22 protein-coding genes are annotated in these 25,868 nt (G+C 55.3%); 10 read left to right on the top strand and 12 right to left on the bottom strand.

Features of this window, described 5'->3' with window-relative positions:
* Positions 1-57: 57 nt before the first annotated feature.
* Complete coding sequence (gene tsf / locus MWU64_RS13800; RefSeq protein ID WP_199008031.1) at positions 58-927, bottom strand: translation elongation factor Ts; 870 nt, start codon at positions 925-927, stop codon at positions 58-60.
* A gap of 91 nt (positions 928-1,018) precedes the next feature.
* The gene (rpsB, locus tag MWU64_RS13795; RefSeq protein ID WP_199008030.1) at positions 1,019-1,768 is read right to left on the bottom strand and encodes a 30S ribosomal protein S2; all 750 of its coding nucleotides are present in this window, start codon (positions 1,766-1,768) and stop codon (positions 1,019-1,021) included.
* Positions 1,769-2,018: 250 nt separating this feature from the next.
* Here rpsB and map point away from each other — a divergent pair, with 250 nt between their 5' ends.
* The 6 genes from map (at position 2,019) to dapE (ending at position 9,297) form a co-directional block, all read left to right on the top strand.
* Positions 2,019-2,789 (top strand): type I methionyl aminopeptidase, encoded by a 771-nt coding sequence (gene map / locus MWU64_RS13790; RefSeq protein ID WP_247064961.1) that lies wholly within the window; start codon positions 2,019-2,021, stop codon positions 2,787-2,789.
* Positions 2,790-5,435 (top strand): [protein-PII] uridylyltransferase, encoded by a 2,646-nt coding sequence (locus MWU64_RS13785; protein WP_247064960.1) that lies wholly within the window; start codon positions 2,790-2,792, stop codon positions 5,433-5,435.
* Complete coding sequence (gene dapC / locus MWU64_RS13780) at positions 5,432-6,634, top strand: succinyldiaminopimelate transaminase (protein WP_247064959.1); 1,203 nt, start codon at positions 5,432-5,434, stop codon at positions 6,632-6,634. Before MWU64_RS13785 ends, dapC begins: the two co-directional genes overlap by 4 nt.
* Positions 6,631-6,972, top strand: a complete 342-nt coding sequence (locus tag MWU64_RS13775; protein ID WP_114334010.1) for an ArsC family reductase — start codon at positions 6,631-6,633, stop codon at positions 6,970-6,972. The genes dapC and MWU64_RS13775 overlap by 4 nt, the downstream gene beginning before the upstream one ends.
* Positions 6,973-7,073: 101 nt before the next feature.
* Positions 7,074-8,102 (top strand): 2,3,4,5-tetrahydropyridine-2,6-dicarboxylate N-succinyltransferase, encoded by a 1,029-nt coding sequence (dapD, locus tag MWU64_RS13770; protein ID WP_247064958.1) that lies wholly within the window; start codon positions 7,074-7,076, stop codon positions 8,100-8,102.
* A 64-nt stretch (positions 8,103-8,166) separates the two neighbouring features.
* Positions 8,167-9,297, top strand: coding sequence for a succinyl-diaminopimelate desuccinylase (dapE, locus tag MWU64_RS13765; RefSeq protein ID WP_247064957.1), 1,131 nt, complete (start codon positions 8,167-8,169; stop codon positions 9,295-9,297).
* A gap of 29 nt (positions 9,298-9,326) precedes the next feature.
* Here the strand turns inward: dapE and MWU64_RS13760 are convergent, their stop codons facing one another.
* A complete protein-coding gene (locus MWU64_RS13760) occupies positions 9,327-9,545 on the bottom strand; it encodes a SlyX family protein (RefSeq protein WP_247064956.1) in 219 nt (72 codons plus the stop codon).
* 167 nt (positions 9,546-9,712) lie between these two features.
* Between MWU64_RS13760 and MWU64_RS15460 the strand changes: the two genes are divergently transcribed.
* On the top strand, positions 9,713-10,252 hold the full coding sequence (locus tag MWU64_RS15460) for a cold shock domain-containing protein (protein ID WP_281496382.1): 540 nt from the start codon (positions 9,713-9,715) through the stop codon (positions 10,250-10,252).
* Between the two features lie 62 nt (positions 10,253-10,314).
* On the opposite strand, the gene MWU64_RS13750 is transcribed toward MWU64_RS15460, so the two are convergent.
* Both MWU64_RS13750 and MWU64_RS13745 read right to left on the bottom strand, forming a co-directional pair.
* Positions 10,315-10,689, bottom strand: a complete 375-nt coding sequence (locus MWU64_RS13750; RefSeq protein ID WP_247064974.1) for a hypothetical protein — start codon at positions 10,687-10,689, stop codon at positions 10,315-10,317.
* Positions 10,661-12,070, bottom strand: a complete 1,410-nt coding sequence (locus MWU64_RS13745; RefSeq protein WP_247064955.1) for a hypothetical protein — start codon at positions 12,068-12,070, stop codon at positions 10,661-10,663. Before MWU64_RS13745 ends, MWU64_RS13750 begins: the two co-directional genes overlap by 29 nt.
* Positions 12,071-12,247: 177 nt before the next feature.
* On the opposite strand from MWU64_RS13745, the gene MWU64_RS13740 reads away from it, so the two are divergent.
* Together MWU64_RS13740 and gloA are read left to right on the top strand one after the other, a co-directional pair.
* Positions 12,248-13,156, top strand: a complete 909-nt coding sequence (locus MWU64_RS13740) for a DUF1853 family protein (protein WP_247064954.1) — start codon at positions 12,248-12,250, stop codon at positions 13,154-13,156.
* A gap of 25 nt (positions 13,157-13,181) precedes the next feature.
* Positions 13,182-13,622, top strand: a complete 441-nt coding sequence (gene gloA, locus MWU64_RS13735; RefSeq protein WP_247064953.1) for a lactoylglutathione lyase — start codon at positions 13,182-13,184, stop codon at positions 13,620-13,622.
* Between the two features lie 14 nt (positions 13,623-13,636).
* Here the strand turns inward: gloA and MWU64_RS13730 are convergent, their stop codons facing one another.
* The 6 genes from MWU64_RS13730 to tssI are packed head-to-tail and all read right to left on the bottom strand — an operon-like array spanning position 13,637 to position 22,769.
* On the bottom strand, positions 13,637-14,122 hold the full coding sequence (locus MWU64_RS13730) for a hypothetical protein (RefSeq protein WP_247064952.1): 486 nt from the start codon (positions 14,120-14,122) through the stop codon (positions 13,637-13,639).
* Positions 14,123-14,144: 22 nt separating this feature from the next.
* Positions 14,145-14,672: an RHS domain-containing protein gene (locus MWU64_RS13725; RefSeq protein WP_348645563.1), complete on the bottom strand. Its 528-nt coding sequence runs from the start codon at positions 14,670-14,672 to the stop codon at positions 14,145-14,147.
* A gap of 47 nt (positions 14,673-14,719) precedes the next feature.
* Positions 14,720-15,085: a hypothetical protein gene (locus MWU64_RS13720; RefSeq protein WP_247064951.1), complete on the bottom strand. Its 366-nt coding sequence runs from the start codon at positions 15,083-15,085 to the stop codon at positions 14,720-14,722.
* A 4-nt stretch (positions 15,086-15,089) separates the two neighbouring features.
* Positions 15,090-19,916: an RHS repeat-associated core domain-containing protein gene (locus MWU64_RS13715; RefSeq protein ID WP_247064950.1), complete on the bottom strand. Its 4,827-nt coding sequence runs from the start codon at positions 19,914-19,916 to the stop codon at positions 15,090-15,092.
* Between the two features lie 11 nt (positions 19,917-19,927).
* Positions 19,928-20,713 (bottom strand): DUF4123 domain-containing protein, encoded by a 786-nt coding sequence (locus tag MWU64_RS13710; RefSeq protein ID WP_247064949.1) that lies wholly within the window; start codon positions 20,711-20,713, stop codon positions 19,928-19,930.
* Positions 20,706-22,769 (bottom strand): type VI secretion system tip protein TssI/VgrG, encoded by a 2,064-nt coding sequence (gene tssI, locus MWU64_RS13705; protein ID WP_247064948.1) that lies wholly within the window; start codon positions 22,767-22,769, stop codon positions 20,706-20,708. Before tssI ends, MWU64_RS13710 begins: the two co-directional genes overlap by 8 nt.
* Before the next feature lie 235 nt (positions 22,770-23,004).
* Between tssI and MWU64_RS13700 the strand changes: the two genes are divergently transcribed.
* A complete protein-coding gene (locus MWU64_RS13700; RefSeq protein WP_247064947.1) occupies positions 23,005-24,459 on the top strand; it encodes a protein adenylyltransferase SelO in 1,455 nt (484 codons plus the stop codon).
* Positions 24,460-24,520: 61 nt separating this feature from the next.
* On the opposite strand, the gene MWU64_RS13695 is transcribed toward MWU64_RS13700, so the two are convergent.
* A complete protein-coding gene (locus MWU64_RS13695) occupies positions 24,521-25,819 on the bottom strand; it encodes an MFS transporter (RefSeq protein WP_247064946.1) in 1,299 nt (432 codons plus the stop codon).
* Positions 25,820-25,868: the final 49 nt, after the last annotated feature.

The raw sequence follows: 25,868 nt of genomic DNA, 5'->3' as shown, positions 1-25,868 counted from the left end.
TGACGTGGCAGACTTAGGTAGCACGACTGTCTCTGACAGACGTACTCAAAAAATGGATCAGGCCTTGCCTGTGCCAGCGGCCGCAGCCACTTCAGCAGCAAAATCCACTTCTTCTTTTTCGATGCCTTCACCCACTTCCAGGCGAGTAAAGCCAACCAGTTCGCCGCCTGCGGCTTTGATCAGCTCACCCACTTTCTGCTCTGGGTTTTTAACGAAAGGCTGTTCGATCAGGCTGTTTTCAGCCAGGAACTTCTTGATACGGCCGCCCATCATCTTTTCAACGATTTCGGCAGGCTTGCCTTCCATATCAGGCTGAGACTTGATGATGGCTTCTTCTTTAGCCAGCTCGTCTGCAGGCATGTCTTCCGGCTTGCCTACGCGCGGGTTAACCGCAGCTACGTGCATAGCGATGTCGCGAGCCAGCTCTTCAGTACCAGCACTCAGAGCGACAACGGAAGCGATCTTGCTGTTGCTGTGAACGTATCCACCAACAACCGGACCTTCAACTTTAACCAGACGACGAACCGTGATGTTCTCACCGATCTTCTGAACCAGCGCTTCACGCTTGCTTTCCAGATCGCCTTCCATCAGCTTCGCAACGTCAGTTTCGCCTTTTTCAAACGCAACGTTCAGAACGTCGTTCGCGAAGTTCATGAAGTTGTCGTCACGGGCAACGAAGTCAGTCTCAGAGTTAACTTCCAAAATGAAAGCAACGGTCTTGTCGTCAGAAACCTTAACCAGAGAAACACCTTCAGCAGCGGTACGACCGGCTTTCTTGGCAGCTTTCAGGCCAGATGACTTACGAAGCTCTTCGATTGCAGCTTCAACACTGCCTTCAGCTTCAACCAGTGCTTTTTTGCACTCCATCATGCCAAGACCAGTGCGCTCACGCAGCTCTTTGACCATTGCAGCGGTAATTGCAGCCATGTTCAGTCCTCTCAATCAGTTACAAATTCGGTGGGAAGGCATGCCCGATAAAAAGGGACATGCCTTATAACTCAGACCTGACGGTCAAGCATTACTCGGCAGCTGGAGCAGCGCCTTGGGCATCTTCGCTAACTTCTACGAACTCGTCAGCGCCGCCGGCAGTCTGGGAAGACTCCAGGCAAGTATCAGCAACCGCTTTTACGTAGATCTGGATAGCGCGGATTGCGTCGTCGTTACCCGGGATCACGTAGTCAACGCCGTCAGGATCGCTGTTGGTATCAACAACACCAATAACAGGGATGCCCAGCTTGTTCGCTTCTTTAATTGCGATACGCTCGTGGTCTACGTCAACAACGAACAGCGCGTCAGGCAGGCCGCCCATGTCTTTGATACCACCGATAGAACGCTCAAGCTTATCCATTTCGCGGGTACGCTCAAGTGCTTCTTTCTTGGTCAGCTTGTCGAAAGTACCGTCTTTGCTCTGGGCTTCCAGATCGCGGTAGCGACGGATAGACTGACGAATGGTCTTGTAGTTGGTAAGCATGCCACCCAACCAGCGATGGTTAACGTACGGCTGGTTAGAACGCAGTGCTTCTTCCTTGATGATCTTGGCTGCGGCACGCTTGGTACCCACAAACAGGATCTTGTTCTTGCTTTCAGTCAGTTGCTGAATGAAATCCAGCGCCTGGTTCATCGCAGGAACCGTCTGCTCAAGGTTGATGATATGAATCTTGTTACGAGCACCAAAGATGTACTTACCCATCTTCGGGTTCCAGTAACGGGTTTGGTGTCCAAAGTGAGCACCTGCTTTCAGCAGGTCACGCATATTTACCTGAGCCATGATAGTTACCTTTTAGCTTCGGGTTAGGCCTCCACGCATCCAATTGCCCCAACCTGTCTCCTTAAAGCAGGAGCCGGCACCCTGGGACAACGTGCTGACACGTGTGTGAATTTACCGAGTTTTGTTTCGGCGGGCGCGTTTATACCATATTCCGCTCCCGCAACGCCATTACTTTTGGCAAATACCTTCCTTGTACCTATTGCTTCAGCCCCTTAAAATGCTGGCTTGATGCACATAAACAGGAAGACCGATGCAAGTATCTATTAAGACCCCCGAAGAAATTGAAAAGATGCGGGTAGCCGGCCGCCTGGCAGCCGAAGTTCTGGAAATGATCGGCGAGCACGTCAAACCTGGCGTAACCACCGAAGAGCTTGACCGAATCTGCCACGACTACATTGTGAATAAACAGCAGGCCATTCCAGCGCCGCTGAATTACAAAGGTTTCCCGAAGTCTATCTGCACCTCGGTGAACCATGTTGTATGCCACGGCATTCCAACCGACAAAAAAGTTCTGAAAGACGGCGATGTCATCAACATCGACGTAACCGTCATTAAAGATGGCTATCACGGCGATACCAGTAAGATGTGGATTGTCGGCAAGCCTAAGCCCGGCTCAGAGCGTCTGATCCAGATCACCCAGGAATGCCTGTATAAAGGTATTGAACTGGTCAAGCCCGGCGCGCGTCTTGGCGACATTGGTCACGTAATCCAGAAACACGCGGAGAAGCACCGCTATTCCGTGGTCCGGGATTATTGCGGTCATGGCATCGGCGCAGTATTCCATGAAGAACCTCAAGTCATGCATTACGGCACGCCGGGAACGGGCCTTGAGCTGCAAGAAGGCATGACGTTCACCATCGAACCCATGCTGAACCAAGGCAAATACCACACCAAACTTTTGGCTGACGGATGGACTGCCGTCACCAAAGACCACAAATTGTCGGCCCAGTGGGAGCACACCATTCTGGTAACGGCAGACGGCCACGAAGTTCTGACCAAACGATCAGAAGAGTCCTTCTAAGTGGACCGAAGCGAGCTGGAACACCGCATCAGTCACGACCCGTCGCCGGTTGTTGCGGCAAAGGAATTTTTACAGCATCACTATGAAGCCGATGCCGAAGCCTTCCGACAAGGCGCTGACGTAAGAGCACTGGTCCACGCCAGGGCTGCGACAGTAGACACCGTGCTTCGTTTGATCTGGAATCGCTATCCCTTTTCCAGCTCGCCCGATATTACCTTGGTTGCCGTAGGTGGCTACGGCAGGGGTGAGCTCCATCCCCATTCAGACATCGACCTGCTCATCCTGACCCGAAAAGGAACGGAAAGCGCCTGGCAAGACGACCTGAGCGCTTTCATCACCTTGTTATGGGATTTAAAGCTGGATATCGGCCACAGCGTTCGCAGCGTTGACGAGTGCATTAACGCCGCGAAACACGACATTACTATTCTCACCAATCTTCTCGAAACCCGCACGATAGCAGGGCCTGATAGTCTTCGTGAAGACCTGACCGAGCAGGTGTATCTGGACGACGTAATGTCCGACAAAGATTACTTTGTCGCCAAGTGGGAAGAGCAGCAGAACCGCCACACAAAGTACGGTGACACTGAATACAACCTCGAACCTAACGTCAAAGGGTCTCCCGGTGCGCTGCGAGATATCCAAACCATTGGCTGGATCACCAAACGGCATTTCCGGCTCGAAAACACCGCTGAATTAGCCCGGTTCAGCATCATTACCGATGAAGAGCACCGGGTATTGCTGGAAGGCGAAACCTTTCTGTGGCGTTTACGCTTTGGTCTTCAGCTCATCGCGGATCGCAATGAAAACCGAATGCTGTTTGATCACCAGCGGACCCTCGCCTCGATGCTGGGCTATAAGGACGAAGGCAAGCGTCTCGGCGTCGAATTGATGATGCAGTCCTACTACCGCACCGTGCTGGCGCTGACTGAGCTCACTGATGTTATTCTCCAATACTACGACGAAGCGATTCTGGGCAGCGGTAGCGAAGACGAAATCCGGCCACTGAACAAGCGCTTTCAAATGCGCAACTTCTACATCGAAGCCATCAACAATCAGGTGTTTGCTTACGCCCCCTATGCCATCATGGAAATCTTCGTATTGATGGCGCAGCACCCAGAAATCAAGGGCATTCGAGCAACCACCATCCGTTCACTACGAGCGCACCGTCATCTGATTGATGACGTGTTCCGGTCGGATCTGGCGGTAACCAGCCTGTTCATGGAACTCCTGCGCACGCCCCACGCGCTCCACGAAACCCTGTCTGCGATGAAAAAGTACAACGTGCTTGGGCGCTATTTACCCGAGTTTGGCGACATCATTGGGCAGATGCAGCACGACCTGTTCCATATTTATACGGTGGATGCGCACACCATGCGCGTCATCCGCAACATGGTCCGATTAACCACCGAGGAAGCCCGAACCGAATATCCTCTGGCATCGCGCTTGATTCACCGGTTACCGAAGATGGACACCCTGTTTATTGCCGGCCTGTACCATGATGTGGCCAAAGGCCGAGGCGGTGACCACTCGGAACTCGGCGCTATAGATGCCGAAGCCTTCTGTGAGCGGCACCATTTAAGTGAGCGGGACACCCGGCTGATCGCCTGGCTGGTAGAAAACCACTTGCTTATGTCGATGACCGCCCAGCGCAAAGACATTTCAGACCCGGGCATTATCCAGGCCTTTGCGCGGGCCATTCCCAGCCAGGCGCATCTGGACTACCTGTACACGCTAACTGTGTGCGACATCAGCGCCACCAACCCCAAGCTATGGAACACCTGGCGAGCCTCTTTGTTGCGCCAGCTCTACATCGAAGCCAAACGGGCACTGCGCCGTGGCATCGACACACCGGTTAACCGGCAGGCGTGGATTGACGCGACTCGCGAAGAAGCTCGGGAAATCCTCAACGCCCAGAACATGACCAACGAACAAATCGACCAGATTTGGGATACGGTCGATGAAGATTACTTTTTACAGGACTCCACCGTCGACATCGCCTGGCAGACCGCAGCGATCATCCGCCATGGCGACAACCCGGACCCACTGGTGCTGATTCGCGACACCCGCGGTGGGCCGACCGACGGCTATTCACAGATCATTATCTACATGCGGGACCGGGTCGCCCTGTTTGCAGCCACCACCGCCGTGCTGGAACAGCTCAACCTGAACATCGTCGATGCTCGCATTAACTCCAGCGAGGGCCCCCATTCCATCAGCTCCTACATTGTGCTGGACGAGAAAGGACAGCCGCTGGGCATCGACCCGGCCCGAAAAGAGCGCGTGCGCAAACGACTGATCGAAGAACTGGATGACCCGGAAGACTACCCGGACATCATTCATCGGCGCACGCCACGGCAGCTTAAACACTTTGCGTTCCCCACCGAAGTGACTTTTTCCAACGACACCATCAACCAGCGAACGTTGATGGAGGTCATCACACCCGACCGCCCCGGCCTGCTGGCCCGGATTGGTCAGGTGCTACTCGAGCACAGGGTGCGGCTGACCAACGCCAAAATCGCCACCCTGGGCGAGCGGGTAGAAGACGTTTTCTTTATTACCGACGAACACGGCCGGCCACTGAGCGACCCCGCTGAGTGCGAAGCCCTGCAACAGCACCTCTGCAAAATGCTGGACGAGATTCAATGAATTCCAACCTCGAAAGACTGCACCCTTACCCGTTTGAGAAACTGGCGAAGCTGAAAGCCGGCATCACCGTGCCTGAACACCTGGCGCCGATTTCACTGGGCATTGGCGAACCCAAGCACCCGGCCCCGGCTTTCGTTAAGCAGGTGGTGGCCGACAACCTGGACAAGCTGGCCAACTACCCCACCACCAAGGGCATCGACGAACTGCGCGAAACCATTGCTAACTGGGCTATCCGCCGCTTTAGCCTGCGCGAAGGCTCACTCGACCCGGCGCGCAATATCGTTCCAGTCAACGGCACCCGCGAAGCCATTTTTTCGCTGGTACAGGCCGTTGTGGATGCAAGCAAACCCGCAACCGTGGTCAGCCCGAATCCGTTTTATCAGGTGTACGAAGGGGCCGCGTTTCTCGCCGGAGCCGACCCCGTCTACCTGCCTTGCGATGCCAGCAACGGCTTCATTCCGGATTTCGACAAGGTGCCTGAATCCGTCTGGGCCAGCTGCCAGGTCCTGTTTCTATGCTCGCCCGGCAACCCCAGTGGCGCCGTATTTAGCCGTGAAACACTGACCAAAGTGATTGAGCTGGCCGACCGTCACGATTTTATTGTGGCGTCTGACGAGTGCTACTCCGAACTCTACCCGGACGAAGCCAATCCACCCGAAGGCCTGCTGCAAACCTGTGCCGCTCTTGGCCGCCACGATTTTAAACGCTGCGTGGTGTTTCACAGCCTATCGAAGCGCAGCAACCTGCCTGGCCTGCGTTCCGGCTTTGTCGCCGGCGATGCTAACGTGTTGTCGGGCTACCTGAAGTACCGGACCTACCACGGCTGCGCCATGCCCATTCACAATCAATTGGCGAGCATTGCAGCGTGGAACGATGAAGAACACGTTAAAGAAAACCGGTCGGCGTATCGCGCCAAGTTCGAAGCGGTAGTGCCTATCCTGCGCGAAGTGATGAACGTCGACTTCCCGGATGCCGGCTTCTACCTCTGGCCGGAAACACCCTTCGATGACGAAACCTTCGCCCGGGAATTGTCGGCACAGCAAAACGTCCATGTACTGCCTGGCCGCTACCTTTCCCGCACCGTGGACGGCCACAACCCCGGCGAAAACCGGGTTCGCATGGCCTTGGTGGCACCTGTAGAAGAGTGCGTTGAAGCGGCTCACCGCATTGTCGAGTTTGTAAAAGGGTTTAAAGCATGAAGCTCTACGGCATCAAGAACTGCGACACCGTCAAAAAAGCCCGTAAATGGCTGGATGAAAACGGTATCGCTTATGAATTCCACGATTTCAAAAAAGACGGCCTCACCAGCGAAAAGCTGGCCGAGTGGGAGCAGTCGTTGAATTGGGAAACACTGATCAACAAGCGCGGCACCACCTGGCGAAAACTTCCGGATGAGGTTCGTGATACCATGACGGCCCAAACTGCCCACCAAGTTATGCTGGAGAATACCTCCATCATCAAACGCCCGGTTGTTGAACGTGGCGAGACGGTTACCGTGGGCTTTAACGCAGACGAATGGGCTGCGTGGACTAACTAACAGATTAACCGCGGCCCCAGCCTTCCTAATCAAGAAGAGGAAGCTAATGGCAGCGGAAAAGAACTCAGTTTTTCAACTTCAGAAATAGGAGCAACCACCAGATGAGTTTTGCATTCGGCATCGGCATCGGCACCCAGAACAACCAGGGCGAATGGCTGGAAGTGTTCTACCAGCAACCGGTTATGACCCCAGGCAAAGATCTGATCGACGTGGTTGAAACCGCGCTGAACTACAAAGGCGGTAATCAGGCCATCGAAGCGAGCGCCGAGCAACTGGCCCAGTTCGCCACCTCCCTCCGCCAGCTGGGCGAAACCGCTCAGGCAAAACTGGCTGAGCAAGCCGCTGAAAGCAAAAGCCCGGTCGTTGTAACCGTACTGGCGACCGACGACACGGCCTCCAGCACCCCCGAGGTATACCTGAAACTGCACCTGATTTCTCACCGTCTGGCCAAGCCCCACAGCCTGAAGCTGGATGGCATCTTCGGCCTGCTGCCAAACCTGGCCTGGACCAACGAAGGCGCCATTGACCTGAACGAATTGCCAGCTCGGCAGCTGCAGGCTCGCGTTGAAGGCCGCACTCTGGAAGTAAAATCTGTCGATAAGTTCCCGCAGATGACCGATTACGTAGTACCGAAAGGCGTGCGTATTGCCGACACCTCTCGTGTTCGCCTGGGCGCTTACGTGGGCGAAGGCACCACCGTCATGCACGAAGGCTTCATCAATTTCAACGCAGGCACCGAAGGCACCAGCATGATCGAAGGCCGCATTTCTGCAGGCGTGATGATCGGCAAAGGTTCGGATCTGGGCGGCGGCTGCTCCACCATGGGCACCTTGTCTGGCGGCGGCAACATCATCATTTCCGTGGGCGAAAACTGCCTGCTGGGCGCGAACGCGGGCATCGGTATCCCTCTGGGCGACCGTTGCACTGTAGAAGCTGGCTTGTACATCACCGCAGGCACCAAAGTGGCTCTGCTGGATGACAACAACGAGCTGGTTGAAGTGGTTAAGGCTCGCGATCTGGCCAGCAAGAACGACCTGCTGTTCCGCCGCAACAGCCAGACCGGCGCCGTTGAGTGCAAGACCAACAAGTCAGCTATCGAGCTGAACGAAGAACTGCACGCCAACAACTAAGACCCGCACAAGCCCCTCTTCCGCCGCGAAGAGGGGCCATTCCAGAACAAGCAAGAGCCTTCCTATGACCTTATCGCCTACTCTCCAACTCGCCATGGACCTCATTCGCCGCCAGTCGGTCACACCCGACGACGCCGGTTGTCAGGAACTGATGATGTCCCGCCTCGCCCCACTCGGCTTTGCCGGCGAGAACCTGCGATTTGGCGAAACCGACAATCTTTGGGCACGAAAAGGCGCCGACGGCCCAGTACTGGCCTTTGCCGGCCATACCGACGTTGTGCCAACCGGTCCCGCGCGAAACTGGACTCATGCCCCCTTTGAGCCGGTGATTGAGGAAGGCTTCTTGTACGGTCGCGGTGCGGCTGATATGAAGGGCAGCCTTGCGGCGTTTGTCACGGCCTGTGAACGCTTTGTGGCCAAGAACCCGAATCATCGCGGTTCCATCGCCCTGCTCATCACCAGTGATGAAGAAGGCCCGGCCCACGATGGCACGGTTAAAGTGATTGAAACGCTGGAAGCCCGAAACGAGAAAATCGACTGGTGCTTGATTGGCGAGCCGTCCAGCACCCACGAGGTAGGCGACGTGATCAAAAACGGCCGCCGCGGGTCACTGCACGGCTACCTGACCGTACACGGTACTCAGGGCCATGTGGCCTACCCGCATCTGGCCGAAAACCCGGTACACACCGTTGCACCCGCTCTGGATGCCTTAGCGAAAGAATTCTGGGACAACGGCAACGATTTCTTCCCGCCGACCACCTTTCAGATCACCAAAATTGAATCCGGTGTGGGCAGCAACATCATTCCCGGCGAATGTGTGGTGCATTTCAACTTCCGCTACTGCACCGAGAACACCGCCGAGAGTCTGGAAGAACGCGTGGTAGCGATTCTGGATCGCCACGACTTCAAATACGACCTTCAATGGCACCTCAGCGGCCGCCCGTTCCTGACCGACCGGGGCGCGCTGGTATCAGCCAGCCAGGAAGCCATTCGTACCGTCACCGGTCGGGAAACCGAGTTGTCTACCTCGGGTGGCACGTCAGATGGCCGCTTTATCGCCCCCACCGGCGCACAAGTGGTCGAACTCGGCCCCATCAACGCTACCATCCACAAAGTGGATGAGTGTGTAAAAGCGGAAGATCTGAATATTCTGTCCGACATTTACGAACAGATTCTGGTCGAACTACTAGGATAATTAGAAGGAGTTAAAGCCCAACTCCGAAATCAATAATGCGGCGGCGGGGTTTCCTCATCCTCCCGCCGTATGTGGGAGGGCGACACATCCTTAAGCTGCTGATGCATCAGCCGCTTCGCCTCCCACAGCTCCCGAATGTCCATTTCCTGCTTGGTTACTTGTTCGCTCAGGGTGTTAATCACGTCATCCTGGAACGCAAGTCGCATTTCCAGATCTGCAATCCGGTCTTCGAGAGTCTTTTTACTCATGAGATTTGGTCAGCCCTTTCTTTAATCTGGTATCATGGCGCCTTTTACCGCCAACGCCAGATATTCTAAACACAGAATTCAGCGGCGGTGTTCACTGCCGGACATGCCATTTTACCCGATGTACGGCTTTTTATCGTTAGCGTTTAATTATGGAGAATAACCAACCAATGCGTAATCCAGCCAAAGCGATCCTTGTTGCTATCCTGATCGCAATTCCGGCACCGTTTGTACTAGGCCTGCTACTGTCTGCCACCCCGGCACCGCTGAAACTGCTCGCTATGGGCGAAGGCGTTGAAGCTCTGGGTAGTCAAGGTGGTATTGCCGCGTATTTGATGGCGTTTGCTGTTTTCGCCATTGTGGGTTTTATCGCTGTTTTGGTTGCCGGTAAGCAAGCCGCGCCTGCTGCCCCCGCTCGCGCCCAGAACCGCCCGGCTCGTACCAGTCAGCCACAGAACGATTACGACGACGAAGACGACTTTGACGACAGCACTCCGGAAGGAGACGAAGACGGTACCGTTAAGTGGTTCAACGTCAAAAAAGGCTTCGGCTTTATCGTGCGTGAAAGCGGCGACGAAATCTTCGTTCACTTCCGCGCCATTCGTGGCCGTGGTCGCCGCGTTCTGCGGCAGGGCCAACTGGTTCGCTTCAACGTGGTTGATGCCGACAAAGGCCTGCAGGCTGACAACGTATCAATCCTGAGCGATTGATCGTTCCCTGCTAAAACAAAAAGGCAGCCTTGATCGGCTGCCTTTTTACGTTCAGGGCGCTGTTAATTCCAAACGACCTGCTGTTCTCCGCGGTGATCCAATCGCCACCACTTTTCATCATCCAGTGAATCACCTTCCTGCCACTCGCCTAAGCTGCAGCGGATCTCCCCTTCCATCATTCTCCAGGCGCTTCGAGCGCACTCAAGATCGTTGTTCCACGGCAACTCGTCGCCCTCAATCACCAGCGATGTGAACCGTTTCCCGAACGCGCCAGGGTACAAGGTAATACGCAGCGCACTTCCGTTGAACTGCGCACTGCCTTTAGCAACCGAGGTCACATCGGCATCGTCCAGCCGGACATCATCAAGCTGCCCTTCAAGCCACCGGGATACGGCACCCGGTTCAAGGTCACGAATGTATATTTCCAGATCCTGCACCCAAGGTATCTCCATGCTGTTGCTCATACTGCCGCACATAGTGAACCGGCTCTGGCGCGGCTGCAAGCCATCGCTCTAATTCCTGCCGAAGATCGTCCACCGTTAATCGCCGCAACGTGCCCGAACGTTGGCGTTCATGCCAAAGCACTTCGGACGCAGCCCTGGACAATTCCAAGTCTTGCATGTCAGGGTCGTCGTTGCGAAACGACTCTCCCCTTGCTGCAGATACCAACGACTGCCTCCGAGCGACGTCTTGCCTGCCTGCGAGCGCGACGGACTCCAATGGCCCGCGGCTGGCAAACATCTGCAGGCGAGCAGCGGCTCGTCGTACCCATTCAAGCATTCCACCCGGCGAGGCCACACACCGGCTCTGCCGGGTAGCAGCATATTCCACCGCGGCAAGCGCGATTTCCACATTAAATCGTTTCTCAATCAACGGTTGATGAGCCGTGAGAATCGCACGTCGTTGCCCGGTGCTCACCGGCGGCATGGTGACCACTTCCAGCGTTCTACCCAGTAAATGGCTTAACCGCTGCTCACCATCTGTGTCGCTCTCCGCGCAGGGCGCGAGCAACAAAATGGGCCCACACCAGCCAGACACGAGCTCTCGGGCGACGCCGTTTGGCTGCGCCATCAACTCCAGCAATTCAAGCGGCGATACATTATCTAATACCAAAACCGGCCAGCCATAAGCCTCCTCACCTTGAGAGGGCACTGCAGGTTGTTCCTGCGCCATCACTTCGGCCTGTCGGCGCAGGTCAATCTGCACCCAAAAGAGCCCAGGCGTGTCCAAGAGTGACTGCAACCACGCGGTTTTGCCGCTGCCTCGTTCGCCCTGAACCCAAATCAGCCCGGTTTTATTTGAGGAAAGAGAAACGGCCACATCCTCAGCCAAGGCCAGCCAGCCCGGCTCCACGATTGTGAGTGGGGTGTGCCCAAGCGTGTTTGTATTTTGCTCGCGAGAAGCACTTCCGCCTTCATCCGGCCAGGTCGTCACCAATTCCAGCACCGCCACATAAGCTTTATCTTGCAGGCGTTCAGCGCAACTCACCAGACCCCGTAAAAGCTGTGACCAATTCAACCAAGGGCTTTCAATAACCTCGCGTGTGGCTGAGATCCAATAGATAAGCTGGGACGACAAATCGCCGTCCCCGTGGACTTCGGCAACAATCGGCTGTTCGCCCTGAATCGTCCGAACTAGTTCATCAAAATCCACACCCTGCCGCTTTAGAAACGGAGCCACCGCATCAACCTCATCCAGCATCGCCAACAGAAAGTCTTCTGCAGTAATCACAGCCCCACCCCGCTTCACGACCTCGTCTCGGGCCACCAGCAATGCTTGCTGGCATTGCGGCTCCAGGCATCCTTGCCAATCTTCCATGTAGACATTCTCCATTGGGGATAAAACAGCTCAGCACTTTAGCAAACTCTGCCTTTTTTGATGTCGGTGGAGGTCACACGGCGCTTACGCCCGTGAATTAAACTTTTGAAAGCTATCGACAGTAAGGAACCGTTTTTCGACCTCTCACCCGCTTTAGGTTTCAGGTATCCTGACCGTATGAATACAGATTCAGAACTGCTTTTCCTACATCGCTTCAAAACTCCAGCCGTCCGCCATTTGGCCTGGCTGTGTGAAGCGCCTCAATTGGTGGCATCTCCCATCAGTTTTAGGCCCTGCGAGTTTCTTCCCTCGGATTACCTAACCACGCTGAGCCATTGGGACGATCACCCAAAGGAAGCGCCCGTTCGTTTGTCAGCCCCTACAGAAAAACGGCTTGGGCACTACTTCGAGCGGCTTTATGAGGTGATGTTGAACGATCTCATGGGCTGGGAAATTGTTTTGAAAAACCAACAAATACGAACCGAGACCAAGACACTGGGCGAGCTGGACTTCGTACTGAGAAACGCGGTTACCGGCGACCTGGAACACCATGAAATCGCCATCAAATACTATCTGGGCGTACCCGCTGCCGACGGACCAACCTTGTGGTACGGCCCCAATGCCCGGGACCGGCTGGATCTTAAAACCAACCACATGCTGTCTCACCAAAGCCAAATGACCCAGCGGCCTGAAACCCAACGCGTGTTAGCTGAGCTAGGCATTCACGACCCCGTCAAACCACGGATATTCATGCCCGGATATCTGTTCTACCCTAACGGGGATACCGCTAAGCTCCCGGACACGGTTCCCGACGACCACCTGACCGGGAAATGGCGCTATGCTGCGGACTTGGCGACAGAGGACAGCAGCCGCTGGGTTCGCCTCAACAAACCGCACTGGATTGGCCCTTGGAGCCAAATAGATACGCCAGATGCCAAAGCGGCACGCACAACCATTCAATGGGTTGAAGCCGAAGGCATTCCGGCCTTGTTTGCTGAAATGGTTTGGCGACCCGAGCTATCCTGCTGGGTAGAGAAAGAGCGCTGGTTTGTGGTCCCACGCGATTGGCCCCAAAGCAAACGCTAACCCAACATCAACACAGGAGAACACGATGAAATACCTACATACCATGATTCGGGTCAGCAACCTGGACGAGACCCTTCACTTCTTTTGCGACCTGCTTGGAATGGTGGAAATCAGCCGTAAAGACAGCGAAAAGGGCCGCTTTACTCTGGTATTTCTGGCCGCCCCTGAAGACGAAGAACGCGCCCGGCAAGACAAAGCTCCCACCATAGAACTGACCTACAATTGGGACCCCGAGGAATACACCGGCGGCCGCAACTTCGGGCACCTCGCATTTCGGGTAGACGACATCTACGCCTTGTGTGAGAAGCTACAGGCCAACGGTATTACCATCAACCGCCCTCCGAGAGACGGTCACATGGCGTTTATTCGCTCCCCGGACGGGATTTCTATTGAGTTGTTGCAGAAGGGTGAGGCTCTACCGGCTCAGGAGCCATGGGCGAGCATGGAGAATGTGGGGAGTTGGTGAGGGAAGGGCCGATATTAAATCGGCCATGCTGTTTCAGGGCGCAGCTTGCGGTACTCATCCATCGAGATCTTTCCGAGCTGCGGCGTGAGTTTGCACTTACGTTCGCCCCACGGGTATTCCACCTGCCGCTTCAACCACTGAGCGCCCTCCCCTTGCTTCCAAGCTTCCAAATCCAAATCGCGCCAGAAGCGAGGGTTGCGGCCGGTCCGTTCGTCATGCTCCGCGGTGACAGGGTCCAGATGGCGGAAGGGTTCTAGCCTTGGTACGTCAGGCAGCGGTTGCGACACATCCATGTATGTCTGGAGTACGTCCCAGAGCGCCAGAACCTCCGGTTTGCTGGATTCAATAGTACTGAAAGCGGTTTTGTGGAACGATTTTTGAGTGTAGCGGTGCACGAAAATGAGACGGTAGAACACACCGCTCTGCTGAATCACCCGATCCACATACGCATCGAATTCTACAAACGGGGCTTCGAAATAACGCTTGCGACCCAAAGCCATGCGAACCTGCCCGGTGACACGATTAAACTCGCTGCAGCCGTCTTCCAGTGTGTCGTCCAGCGGTGTTTTTCAAGATAGTTGACACTGTTTCTGTGTTTAGGCCGCGTCTTTTTCTACGGTGCATTTTTCCGGTTTCCAAATCGTAGTACTGGCCCTGGAAGCGCAGTGGGTTGTCAATTTCTGCAACCTGCCGCTGAACAACATTTCCATAGGCCCGGTAGGTGACTGACCAGACAAGCTGGCCCTGTTGGTTGGTCAGTTCCTGGGGTGTGCCCAAATGGTCCAGGTGGTAGTAATAGACTTCGGCTTTTTCCGGGCCGTGGCCATCTACCAGCGCCAGGGGTTTGAAGCCGTCTGGCTCATACAGATAGGTGCGGTACTGAACCCCGGTTTCTTCGGCAATGAGTCGGTCGCCCTGCCACAGGAATTCGGTTCGGGTCAGACCGTTGGTTTTGGCGATACGTCGGCCGAAGGCGTCGTATTCGTAGTGGCAGTCGCCGTGCATGGTGAGGCAGTTGCCACGTACATTGGCGGAGTTTCCACTGGCCACGCTCTGGTTTTGTTCCAGCAGGTTGCCGGGGCGTGGTTCGCTATAAGTTAAGCTCTTTTCACCACTTTATTTCCAGACAACCTGACTACATATTCGACCTCACCATTGTCATTAACAGAGTTTACAGTAATCTGCCCCTTTCTCCGCTCTATCACAGTTCCTGTACCAGTTGATACAGAAACCAAATTAAGCTCAGACACCAATTCTTGGCCACTACTTCTTATGACCACCAAGCAGAGGTACTTTTCGTTGGGGCTCCACAGAATCTCCTCAGTAACCGGCGATAAATTCGGATCCAAGGAAAAGCCTTTAGCCACAATAGAAAAATAGGGGGGACCAAAATGAACCTCTCCAGCATAAACCAACTCCAACTGATAGTTTCCAGAAGGAGAAATTAATTTAATATCAGACATTTATCTACTCCGTTGGCAGCTGATTTGTTGACCTAACCTCTTGCTTCAAGATGTCCTCAAAGTTAAGCACTTGGATTTGATGGCCGCCCCCATCCCCTCCCGGAAAATCTTGGGGCCCGGCTATCCCAGCTTGATATCGGGTACCCGGGGCGAGCAAGATCTCGGAGTAGTGGGTTGCATCATTCCAATCAGGGTGCACCGCGAGCTCTTTTCTGACATAACCTTGATGTGGTGGCGGTTCGAGAGTAACCCAACCGCCCGTTGCCCTGCCTTCACCATGAGCTCGGTATACTGTCATTCCCTCGTCGCCAACGACGTCACTCACCAACTGAGTCCCTGGCATCCAAGGATTCTCGCCCTTTGGCGGCGGTAGTAAGCGAGCAGGGTCAGTTATCGGAACACCCGGTTCGACACCACCACTTAGAGTAACTTGATTAGGGGAGTCTTTTCCTACTGACACCAACCCCAACGGATCCACCCACCCCGTCGGATTAGGCACATACTGATAATTATTCAACCCACCCGCAAGCCCGATCGGGTCCGGGGTCATGAATCGCCCGGTGTTGGGGTTGTAGTATCGATGCCGGTTGTAGTGCAGCCCCGTTTCAGGGTCATGGTATTGCCCCTGAAAGCGAATCGGATTATCGATTTCCGCCACCATCTGGCGCACTACATTACCGTAAGCCCGGTAAGTTACAGACCAAACCAGATCACCACGGGTGTTCGTAAGTTCCTGGGGCGTGCCCAAGTGATCCAGATGGTAGTAATAAACGCTGGACTGTTCAGGGCCATAACCTTCCACCAGAGCCAGCGGTTTGAAGGTGTCTGGTTCATAAACATAGGTACGGTATTGGTCGCCAGTTTCTTCAGCAATGAGTCGGTCGCCCTGCCACAAAAACTCGGTGCGAATCAGGCCGTTGGTTTTGGCGATGCGGCGGCCAAAGGCATCGTATTCGTAATTCCAGGTGCTACCATCCGGCGTTGTGACGCTCGTGAGCCGGTGCTCGCAGTCGTAGTTATACCGTGTAACCAGTTTCTGGCCTTTGCCGCGCCGCTCCTCGATCAGGTTGCCGAATTCGTCGTATTCATAATGGCAGTCACCGTGCATGGTGAGCCTATTGCCGCGCACATTGGCGTTTTGACCACTCGGATCGCCCAGACTCTGTTCCAACAGGTTGCCGGCCGGGTCGTGTATGAGTTGTTCGTAGAGGTCCCCACGTACGCCAACCAAACGATCCATGGGATCGTAAACGTATTGCCGGAGGCCTTTTCGGCTGTCCTGAATACTGTTGAGATTTCCATTCGGATTGTACTGGTAGTCGCGCTGGGCGCTGATATCCTTGAGGCGGCCCTGATGAATCCGGTGCTGGGTCAGGCGGCCTTCGTCGTCGTAGACATAGGCGCTCAGAAGATCACCCTGTTGCCGTTCGATTTCCTCGCCGGTGGACGCCATTCGGTGGCGAGTCAGCGATTGGCCATTCAGGTCGATACCTGACAACAACCCCGCTGCGTCCCGATGGTAAGCCAACGCCTGGCCGTCCGGCAGCACCAATTCGTTGAGGCGATCAAATTCATCATAACGGTAACGGAGGCTGGCCCAGCCCTGATGTTCGGTTTTCAACAAACCGAATTCGTCGTACTCGAAAGCCAACGGCCAGTGGCCATCATCAACCCCGATCAGTTTGCCGTCCGCGTTATAGCCGTACTGAATCACGCGGCCATCGGGTAGCGTCTTCTTCAGCAACTGGCCGAGTTCATCCCGCTCATAGGTAGTGGTTTGCAGGACCTCACTGGAAGTGCCGTACTCAGCCTTCTCCGTCAGATGGCCATTCAGGTCATACTGGTAAGCGGTGCGACGGCCATCAAAAGCGGTCTCCTGTTTGACCAACCCGTTCGGGTAATAGTCGATGCGGTAGGCTTCATCCCGCTCATTTTCGATGTGAGTCAGCAGGAACCGGTGGTGATCATAACGGTAACGAAGCTCGCTGCCGTCCGGGTTGATGCGACGGGTGAGCAGGTGAAGGTTGTTGTCATACTCGTAGCGGGTTTCCCGCCCTTGTTCGTCAACGAAACGGGTGACCTTGTTGTACGCATTGTACTGATAATGACGAGACCGGTTGCCTGAGAGGATTTCCTCTGTAACTCGTCCAAGACCATCGTACCGGTATCGGGTAATGGCACCCCGGGCGTCCTTCTTGGCCAGAAGCTGGCCAAACTCATCGTAGCGATATTGGTAGAACGCCCCGGTGGGAGTGGTTTCCTCAATGAGCTGGCCCTGGCTGTTCCAGCCCCACTTGTGAGCGCGACCGTCCGGCAGATCAACCTGCGTGAGCTGGCCCTGAGCGTTGTATGTGTACCGGGTAATTCGTCCTTTTGGATCGGCTTCGCAGGCCAGGTCACCATGCCGGGTGTAATCAAACTTCCAGGTCTGGCCATTGCGATGGATTTCAGCAATGCGCCCCTTTCGATAGGTAAACAAAATGGGCTGGCCGTCCGGGCCGGTTTTGCTCTGGAGCCGCCCACTCTTGTCGTACTGGTATTCTGTCCGGGCCCCCATGGGGTCGATGGTGACTTTTAACCGCCCCTGTTCGTCGTACTCGCTCAGGTGTTTGGCGCCATCCGGGTCAATTTTCTCCTGCAACTGCGCCGCGCCGTCGTAACGCCAGATTTCACGGCTACCGTCCACATAGCTAACCGTGCAGGTATGATTTTCGTCATCCCACTCGAACCGGGTATCAACCTGGGTGCTGTCACCCCATTGATGAACACACCGGCCTTTGGGCGACGCCTCGTCCCAGGCCAGATAGAAGTTATAACCACCGGCAAGCTGACGATGGGTCAACATATGGTTTTCGTAGCCATAGTGCTCAATGCCGCCCACTGCGTCCTCAGCACTGATCAGGTCATGGCTGTCGTCGTAGCTGTAACGACGCTCGGTTCGCAGCGAATGCCACTGGTAGCCAGTGTCTGTCAGCTCTCGGCGCAACAACCGAACAGATACAAGACGCTCATCGTCAAAATCGAAAGCGAGTGCATTACCGGAATCATTGGTAAGGAATTGGAGACGGCCCTGCAGGTCATAATCGATTCGAAGCCTATTGCCGTAACCATCAGAAATCCGCACGAGCTGTCCGGAGCTGCCCTGCTGGACAAAGTGATAACGAAGCGCTTTTTCGCCGGCACAGACAACAACTTCCTCACCCTCTCGCCAGGCGGCCATGCCCGCCTGGGAGTTCATCCCGAAAGGTGTACTGTCGAGCTCAGGCAAACGAGTGTTTTTACCCTCGTGGTCATGCCAGGTAATGCCGCTGTCATCGAACGTGAGGGAATGGTTCAGGCTATGGCGCCAGCCATAACCCATATCCAGACGACGGTCGCTGCTGCCAGAGCGATAAACCCGCTTGAACTCGAACGGCAATAGCCCTACCAAACGGGCATCCGTTAGCTCCAGCACTTCCTCGCCAGTAACCGTGCTGACGGGATCAGCCACACTTTCAGTTGATTCGTTATCCTTTGTGGCGCGGCCCTGATCTGTCTTGGAAGGAGAGGCTTCATCGCGCGGTGGAGCTTCGAGCTGACTGCTAGCCGCATGATCTCGTCCGGAGGCTTGCAGGTTAGCGACCTCATCGCCGTCCGCTATTTCCTGGTAGGCATTATGGCGATTACGGACACCTTGGCCAGGTTGGGTACTGGAAGAATCAAGACGACCAATCCCCGCAAGCTGGATATCTCGGTGATTGGTCCCGATGGTTTCCATGAACTCCTGAAACTCCTTGGCAAATTGACCAAGAAACTCACCGAGAGTGTTTTTACCTTTGCGGGCGCTGTCTGACAGGTTCATGGCGCCGGCAGCCGCCTTGCTACCGATTCGAGCGCCATATTTAGCCGCCAGCCCGACACCGCCCGTAATGATCAGGCCGACCACCACATCGAACAATATCTGGCCAACCAGCTCTCCCGACATCTCGGCCACCTGTGTTGGTGCCAACAAGCGGAAGTACTGTCGTACCGTGTACATCACCAGAAAAAGGAAAATCTCGTCATTGGCCACAAGGCACGCTTTCAGGTAGGCGTCATCAACCTTTTTCAGATTTTCCATTTGCTCACGAAGATCATCGGGAAGGTTGCTGAAATCATGATCCAGCAATCCACAAATCACATCGTATACCCGGCGAATGTCATCCAGCACAGCTGTAAACCCATCCGCTATGCCCTCTTGAAAGCGAGCATACACAGCCAGGGCTTGAGCTCCGGACCCCATGTTCAGGTACCTTTCCCACTCCTGTCTGGCGCTGTTATTCCATGTGTTTTCGAGCAACGAACAACATCGTTCGATGAAGCTTACGTAGGTTTCGTAGAGCGCAGCCATGTCAGCTCGAGAAACATCTGGAGCCAAAACCACCCGATATTCCTTACCAGGTGTCACAGGAACTTCTGCGACACCATTATCATCGGTAGTGCCGCTGTGAACGGTATCCCAGTCATCAAAAATCCATCCAACGATTTTCTCCTGAACCTCAAATCGAGTAGAAGGGATAGGTGTTTTGCTCACGTTCTCATGAAAGTGGGCGATCTTGATTGTCCGTTTTTCCTCGCAAGGGGCTACGGTTGCCGAGACGACCTCATCATCACTTACGCTCTCGCGGCTGGCTTCCCCATTTACTTCAAGAACTTGTTCGTGCCCCATGAAGATCGATGAAAACCAACCGTCCTGCCAATCATCGTAGGTGCTGGAAAGCGATTCCCGCAGTTCGCGAGTGATAGCGTTGATATCAGGCAATCCGTCAGATGCCTGCCGAGACTCCCGAAGAGCCGTCCTTGACTCGGTCATTAATTCATCCTTTATCTGCGAAAGCCCGACGACGCCTCTTGCATCAGGGACTGGTGTATCGATTGAAATTGTAACGGGGCTAGCTCGGTGACCACATCACCGTTGCACAAACGTTTTACATAGCGCTCAACTTTCCTGCGGGCGACGGGTTCCGGGTACTGGGTTAACGGTGATGGCTTTGTCTTCCCCAGGGCTGCAATCGTGTTATCTATCAACACTTCCCAACAAAGGGCCGCAATCTTATTCTGAGCTTCAGCGGATAGTGTGAACCAAGGGAATTCAGGTTCCGGGTTAACCACACTAGGTTTACCGGGGTGACGGATCGTTTCTCCAGATGGCAGAACGATGGCCTCAATAGGGCCCATTAAGCTCGCGCGCTGGGCTTCATCAACGTTGAGAAGCATCTGTCCCAAGAATCGAGCAACCCAATAGCGAAAGAACACCTCCTGACCGCTGGCCAGCTTTATCTTGGTGAGACTCCGAATGTGTCCGAAAACAACATCAAATGGTTCACTACTGACAAAACCCCAGCCCCAATCCTCGCTGCCTGCTATTTCAACCCAATCAAGAAAAGCACTGGACGGGGTAATCTGTACAAGAAATGGCATCACCTCATGCCATCCGGCATAGGGAGTTCCCATATACAACGGCAGCGCGGTAAGCCCATCGGTACGAAAAAAGTTCTGAACGGGCTTAGAGTCACTGGTGCCGCTCAGAACAGCGTACGCTCTCGCGTTTTCGCCGCAGTGTTCCTCCAGTGATTTCAATGCTGAGCGAAAGTTAAGAGGTTCAGACATTGCAAACACCATCTTGGCACGCAACACACTCCTCGCAGAACGGAGCATCAGTGACCATGTTCTGATATTGGATTCTGGTAAGAGGCACTTCGGCTAACTCGACAGGGTCAACGACCTGAGCCGGCTCAGCCCCAAAGGTTTTAGGCGAACCCGGCATCACAGCTCCCTGACCTGAACCATTCCCCGGCGCCCCACCCGAATTAATCTTGATTCCCGGCCCGCTCAGCGTGACCCCGCTGGGGTCCAGTTTGATAAAACTCCCGCCACCGGAAATGGTGAGTTCAGCTCCGGCATCCAGCACTACCTTGGCACCGGCTTTGTGGTGCACTTCGGTGCCGGCTTCCGAGGCCATGGTTCGAGCAGTCTTCTGATGAAACGTACCGCCAACGGTTTGGCTGCAATCAGTGCCAACGGACAACCGGGTTTCGCCATCGGTAGTGCAGTTGTCAGCCGCTTTTACGTGGTTGAATTGGTCGTTCTCCACCGTTAGATGGCTGTCATTTTTGATCACTTCCGTGCGGTTGTTTTCCGTAAGCAGGTCCAGATCTTTCTGGGCGTGCACGTAGATCTGTTCTTCGCCGGCTTCGTCTTCAAAACGCAGTTCGTTGCTGCCGTCGCCCTTATGGGATTTGGTTTTTAATGTGGTGCGGGTTTTGTGTTCCGGCAGCGGGTACGGTGGTGTGTTGGTGGCGTGGTAGGTACGGCCGGTGATGATCGGCTGGTCCGGATCGCCATCGAGGAAGCTGACAATCACTTCATTGCCAATTCGGGGCAAGGCCATAAAGCCATACTGGCCGCCAGCCCAGCCTTGAGATACGCGTAGCCAAGCGCTACTGTGCTCGTCGTTTTTGGAGTAACGATCCCACGGGAATCGCACTTTCACTCGGCCGTATTGGTCGCAGTGGATTTCCTCACCTTCTGGCCCAGTCACGATGGCCATTTGCGGGCCGTCCATCATCGGTTTGTGCTCACAGAGGGCACGCCAGGTTTTATCGGCGGGAATGGCGGTGAATTCGTTGGTGTAGCTGGTCGGTTCGCTACCGCCTTCTTCTTCCAGCGCTTGCGGTTGTTTGCCGGTGTGGGTGATGGCGGTCAGCAGCCATTCCCGGTTCAGGATCTGGCTGTCATGGTCTTGCAGGTCTACTTTGGCACCGGCGGCAAAATCCGGGCGGTTGCTTTTGCCTTTGGCGACGGAGGCGTCGTTTCTCAGTGCGTCTAATCGGGTCTGAGTAAACGGCTGGCCGCTTGCGTCGGCTTTGTAGCGGCCGGGGTATTCGTAGTGCTGGTAGTCATCGCGATGATTCACGCCACCGGCACTCTGTTCGTGCATCAGAGCGTAAGCAGGGTTCTTGAAGGTGTAGTCTTTCATCGCCACCGATGACGCTCGTACCCGCTCTTCGTAGGCGAAGCTAAAGATACAGGCCTGTTGGGTGTTGCCGCCGGCTTTGGTGTTGCACTCTACCGGCTCTAGTTTAGGCGCATCACCGTGATGATCGGCGATGACCAGCGCCGGCTGTTCTTCACCGTCCACGCTGCCATGTTGGTAGCGGTAGTGCCAGCCTTCTTCTGCAGCCAGTCGTTCAACAAATTTCAGGTCGCTTTCCCGGTGCTGGACGCAGTATTCCCGCTCTTCGGGCGCGCGTTTCAGGTCGAACACCGTATCCACAATGCCCCGCTCTTCGAGCAGCGTGCGCACAATGGCATCGGTGGTCTGGGCCTGGAAAATCCGGCTGTTGTGCATTAAGCCCAATCGCCACACGGGAGGCTGAATCACCACTTCGTAATGGGTGCGGCGGTGGCCGGTATTGCCGCGGACGAATTCGTTCACCACACCGGTGAATCGGCGCAGGGGCTGGCCGTCTTGCCACACCACCAGATCCACCGGCTGCTCCAGTACATCTGCTGCCTGCACGTCCGGGTCGGTGCTGGCCAGTTTCAAGCGGCCATGGGAGAGCGTGGACAGACCTTCGGTGAGCACAAAGCTGGCAACCACGAAGTGGTCTGAGGGGAATTCGCCAACACGGGCGGTGAATTGCAATCCGCTTGCCTGGGGCATGACTTCGATCCCTGAAGTTTAAAAGTGAAAACCGACTCATCCTGAGCCTGCGACGATTATAACGGCCCTGTTTTCGAATACAAACCACCGCTACCTGCACCACCTCTCAAACTCCAAACTTTTAATGCCGGTTGCATTTATCCAACCCGCTCTGCACTCTGTGGGGTCAGACCCCCGATACATTTCACCCCATCAAATGCGCGGGGGTCTGACCCCATTGTTTAAGAGTCGAGTTATGAGCACGAATGCTTTTAAGGTGGAACATCGTTATCTGGAGTTGCCAGACAGTTTCTATTCCCGGGTGATGCCCACGCCGCTTTCCGATGCGAAGATGGTGTGTTTTAACCACGCTCTTGCCGAGCAGATGGGTTTTCATGCCCGCGATGAAGATGACTGGACCAACATAGGCGCAGGGGCGGAACTACTGGAAGGTATGGACCCGGTCGCGATGAAGTACACCGGCCATCAGTTCGGCGCCTACAACCCCGAACTAGGTGACGGCCGTGGCGTACTGCTCTGGGAAACAGTTGCCCCCAATGGCACACGCTGGGACTGGCATTTGAAAGGCGCGGGCACCACACCTTACTCCCGCTTTGGGGATGGCCGTGCGGTATTGCGCTCAACCATTCGGGAATACCTATGTTCGGAAGCGATGCACGGCCTGGGCATTCCAACCACCCGCGCGCTGTTTATGGTAAGCGCGAAAGACCCGGTACGTCGGGAATCCATAGAAACCGCCGCCTCCCTTATGCGCGCCGCCCAAAGCCACATTCGCTTCGGCCACTTTGAGTTCGCCGCACACCACGAAGGCCCGGACACGGTGAAAACGCTGTTGGAACACGTCATCAGTCTGCATTTCCCGCACCTAGTTAACCTGCCAGAAGAGCAGCGTTACGCACGCTGGCTGGAAGAAGTCGTGGAACGCACGGCCCGGCTCATCGCCGACTGGCAAGCGGTCGGTTTCTGCCACGGCGTGATGAACAGCGACAACATGTCGATCATCGGCGACACCTTCGATTACGGCCCCTACGCCTTCCTGGACGATTTCGACGCCGGCTACATCTGCAATCACACCGACCAAGGTGGCCGATACGCCTACAACCGCCAGCCGCAAATGGGTTTCACCAACTGTCAGTACCTGGCCAGTGCACTCTTGCCGGTGATGGAAGAAGACACCATTCGCCAATGCCTGGGCCATTACGAAAGCGCCTACAACGAACGCTTCAAACACAACATGTGCAGCAAGCTCGGGTTATCAGAAACCGATGAAGGCGATCTCAGCCTGATCATGGAAACCTTCAGCATGCTGCACGAACACAAAGTGGACTACACCCACTTCTTCCGCGGCCTGTCTAATCTGAATCGCCACGGCCATGGGCCAGTTCGGGACCTGTTTGCAGACCGCAGCATCGCAGACGAATGGCTGGAGCGCTACCAAGAACGCCTGCAAAAGGAAACCCACCCCCACGACGAGCGGGAATACGCCATGCGCCAGGTAAATCCGAAATACATCCTGCGCAACTACCTGGCCCAGCAAGTGATTCTGGAAGCCCAAAACGGCGACTACGCCCCGATGAAAGAACTACTGAAGGTGCTGGAAACCCCGTTCGACGAACACCCCGGTTACGAACACTTTGCCGCCGCACCACCAGATTGGGGCAAACACATGAACATCAGCTGCTCATCCTGAGAATGGGGGCAAACCCCCAATAGTTTTGGACAGCCGAAATGCTCGGGGATCTGACCCCGGTTTAGGATTTGGAGGGGGCCAGGGCATCCAGGCGGGCGGCGTGTTTGAAGAGATAGAGCACCAGAAGAATGGCAGGAACGCCCATGGCAGCGGCCACGGCGAAAAACTCGGCGTAGCCGAAGTTGGCCACTACGATGCCGGAGAAGCCCCCGAGGAATTTGCCCGGCAAGGTCATGAGCGAGCTGAACAGCGCGTATTGAGTTGCGGTGAAGGAAGCGCTGGTCATGCTGGAGAGCCAGGCAATCAGCGCCACGTTGGCAATGCCGCCGCTGAGGTTGTCGGCACTGACCACCACGGCCAAGGTCACAAGATCAGGCGGATTCTGGGCCAGCCACACAAACAGCAAATTGGTCGCGGCCGTCAGCACCGCACCGGCCAGCAATATCCGCCGAACGCCGTAACGCATCACCAACACACCGCCTACTAACGAACCGACAATGGTCATCAGGAAGCCAAACACCTTAGTCACATCGGCCACTTCGGTTTTGCTGAAGCCCATAAAGTTCAGGTAGAACGGATTGGCCATTACGCCCATGGCGATGTCGGAAATCCGGTAAACCGCCACCAGTACCAAAATAGCAATCGCCAATTCCTTGTAGCGGCGGAAGAAGTCCACAAACGGCCCGGCAATGGCGGCATAAAACCAACCCACGAAACGAGCCACCCGCGGTGGCAAATGGGTCCGTTTACTCGCTTCTTCTTCAATCTTGTGGGCAATATCCTGCGCCGCAGCGTAGTGATTTACTTCAGGCTCTCGCGCTAACAGCACCGTTAACGCACCCACACCCACCAGCGCTGCCATCACCAGATACGACACTTCCCAAGACCAGAACGCCGCCAGGTACAGCGCCCCGGCACCAGCGACCAGCAGCGCCAGCCGATAACCAAATATGTACGTCCCCGCCAAAGCAGCCTGCAGCCGTTCTTCCGCGATCTCAATGCGGTAGGCATCAATCGCCACATCCTGCGTAGCCGAGGAAAACGCCACCAGCAAACCGCACAGGGCCATCACTTCCGGTGCTTTAACCGGGTCTACGGTGGCCATCAGGAATAAGCCCAGCGCAATACCCGCCTGCGCCAATAAAATCCAACTTCGCCGTTTGCCAAACAACCTGTCCAGCAGCGGCAATTTCAACCGATCCACCACCGGCGCCCAGATCACTTTGATGGAATAGGTAATGCCCAGCCAGCTGAAAAACCCGATGGTGGCCGTTTCCACCCCCACATCGGCAAGCCGAGCATTCAACGTCGAAAACACCAACAGAAAAGGCAGCCCGGCGGAAAACCCGAGAAACAGCATGACAATCGACTGCCAGCGGGTATAGGTGTAGACAGATTCCCGGAGCAGG

Source organism: Marinobacter sp. S0848L, assembly GCF_023016065.1.
Lineage (GTDB): Bacteria > Pseudomonadota > Gammaproteobacteria > Pseudomonadales > Oleiphilaceae > Marinobacter.
The sequence above is the reverse complement of the archived record's forward strand: the minus strand, read 5'-3'. Positions and strand labels throughout refer to the sequence as shown.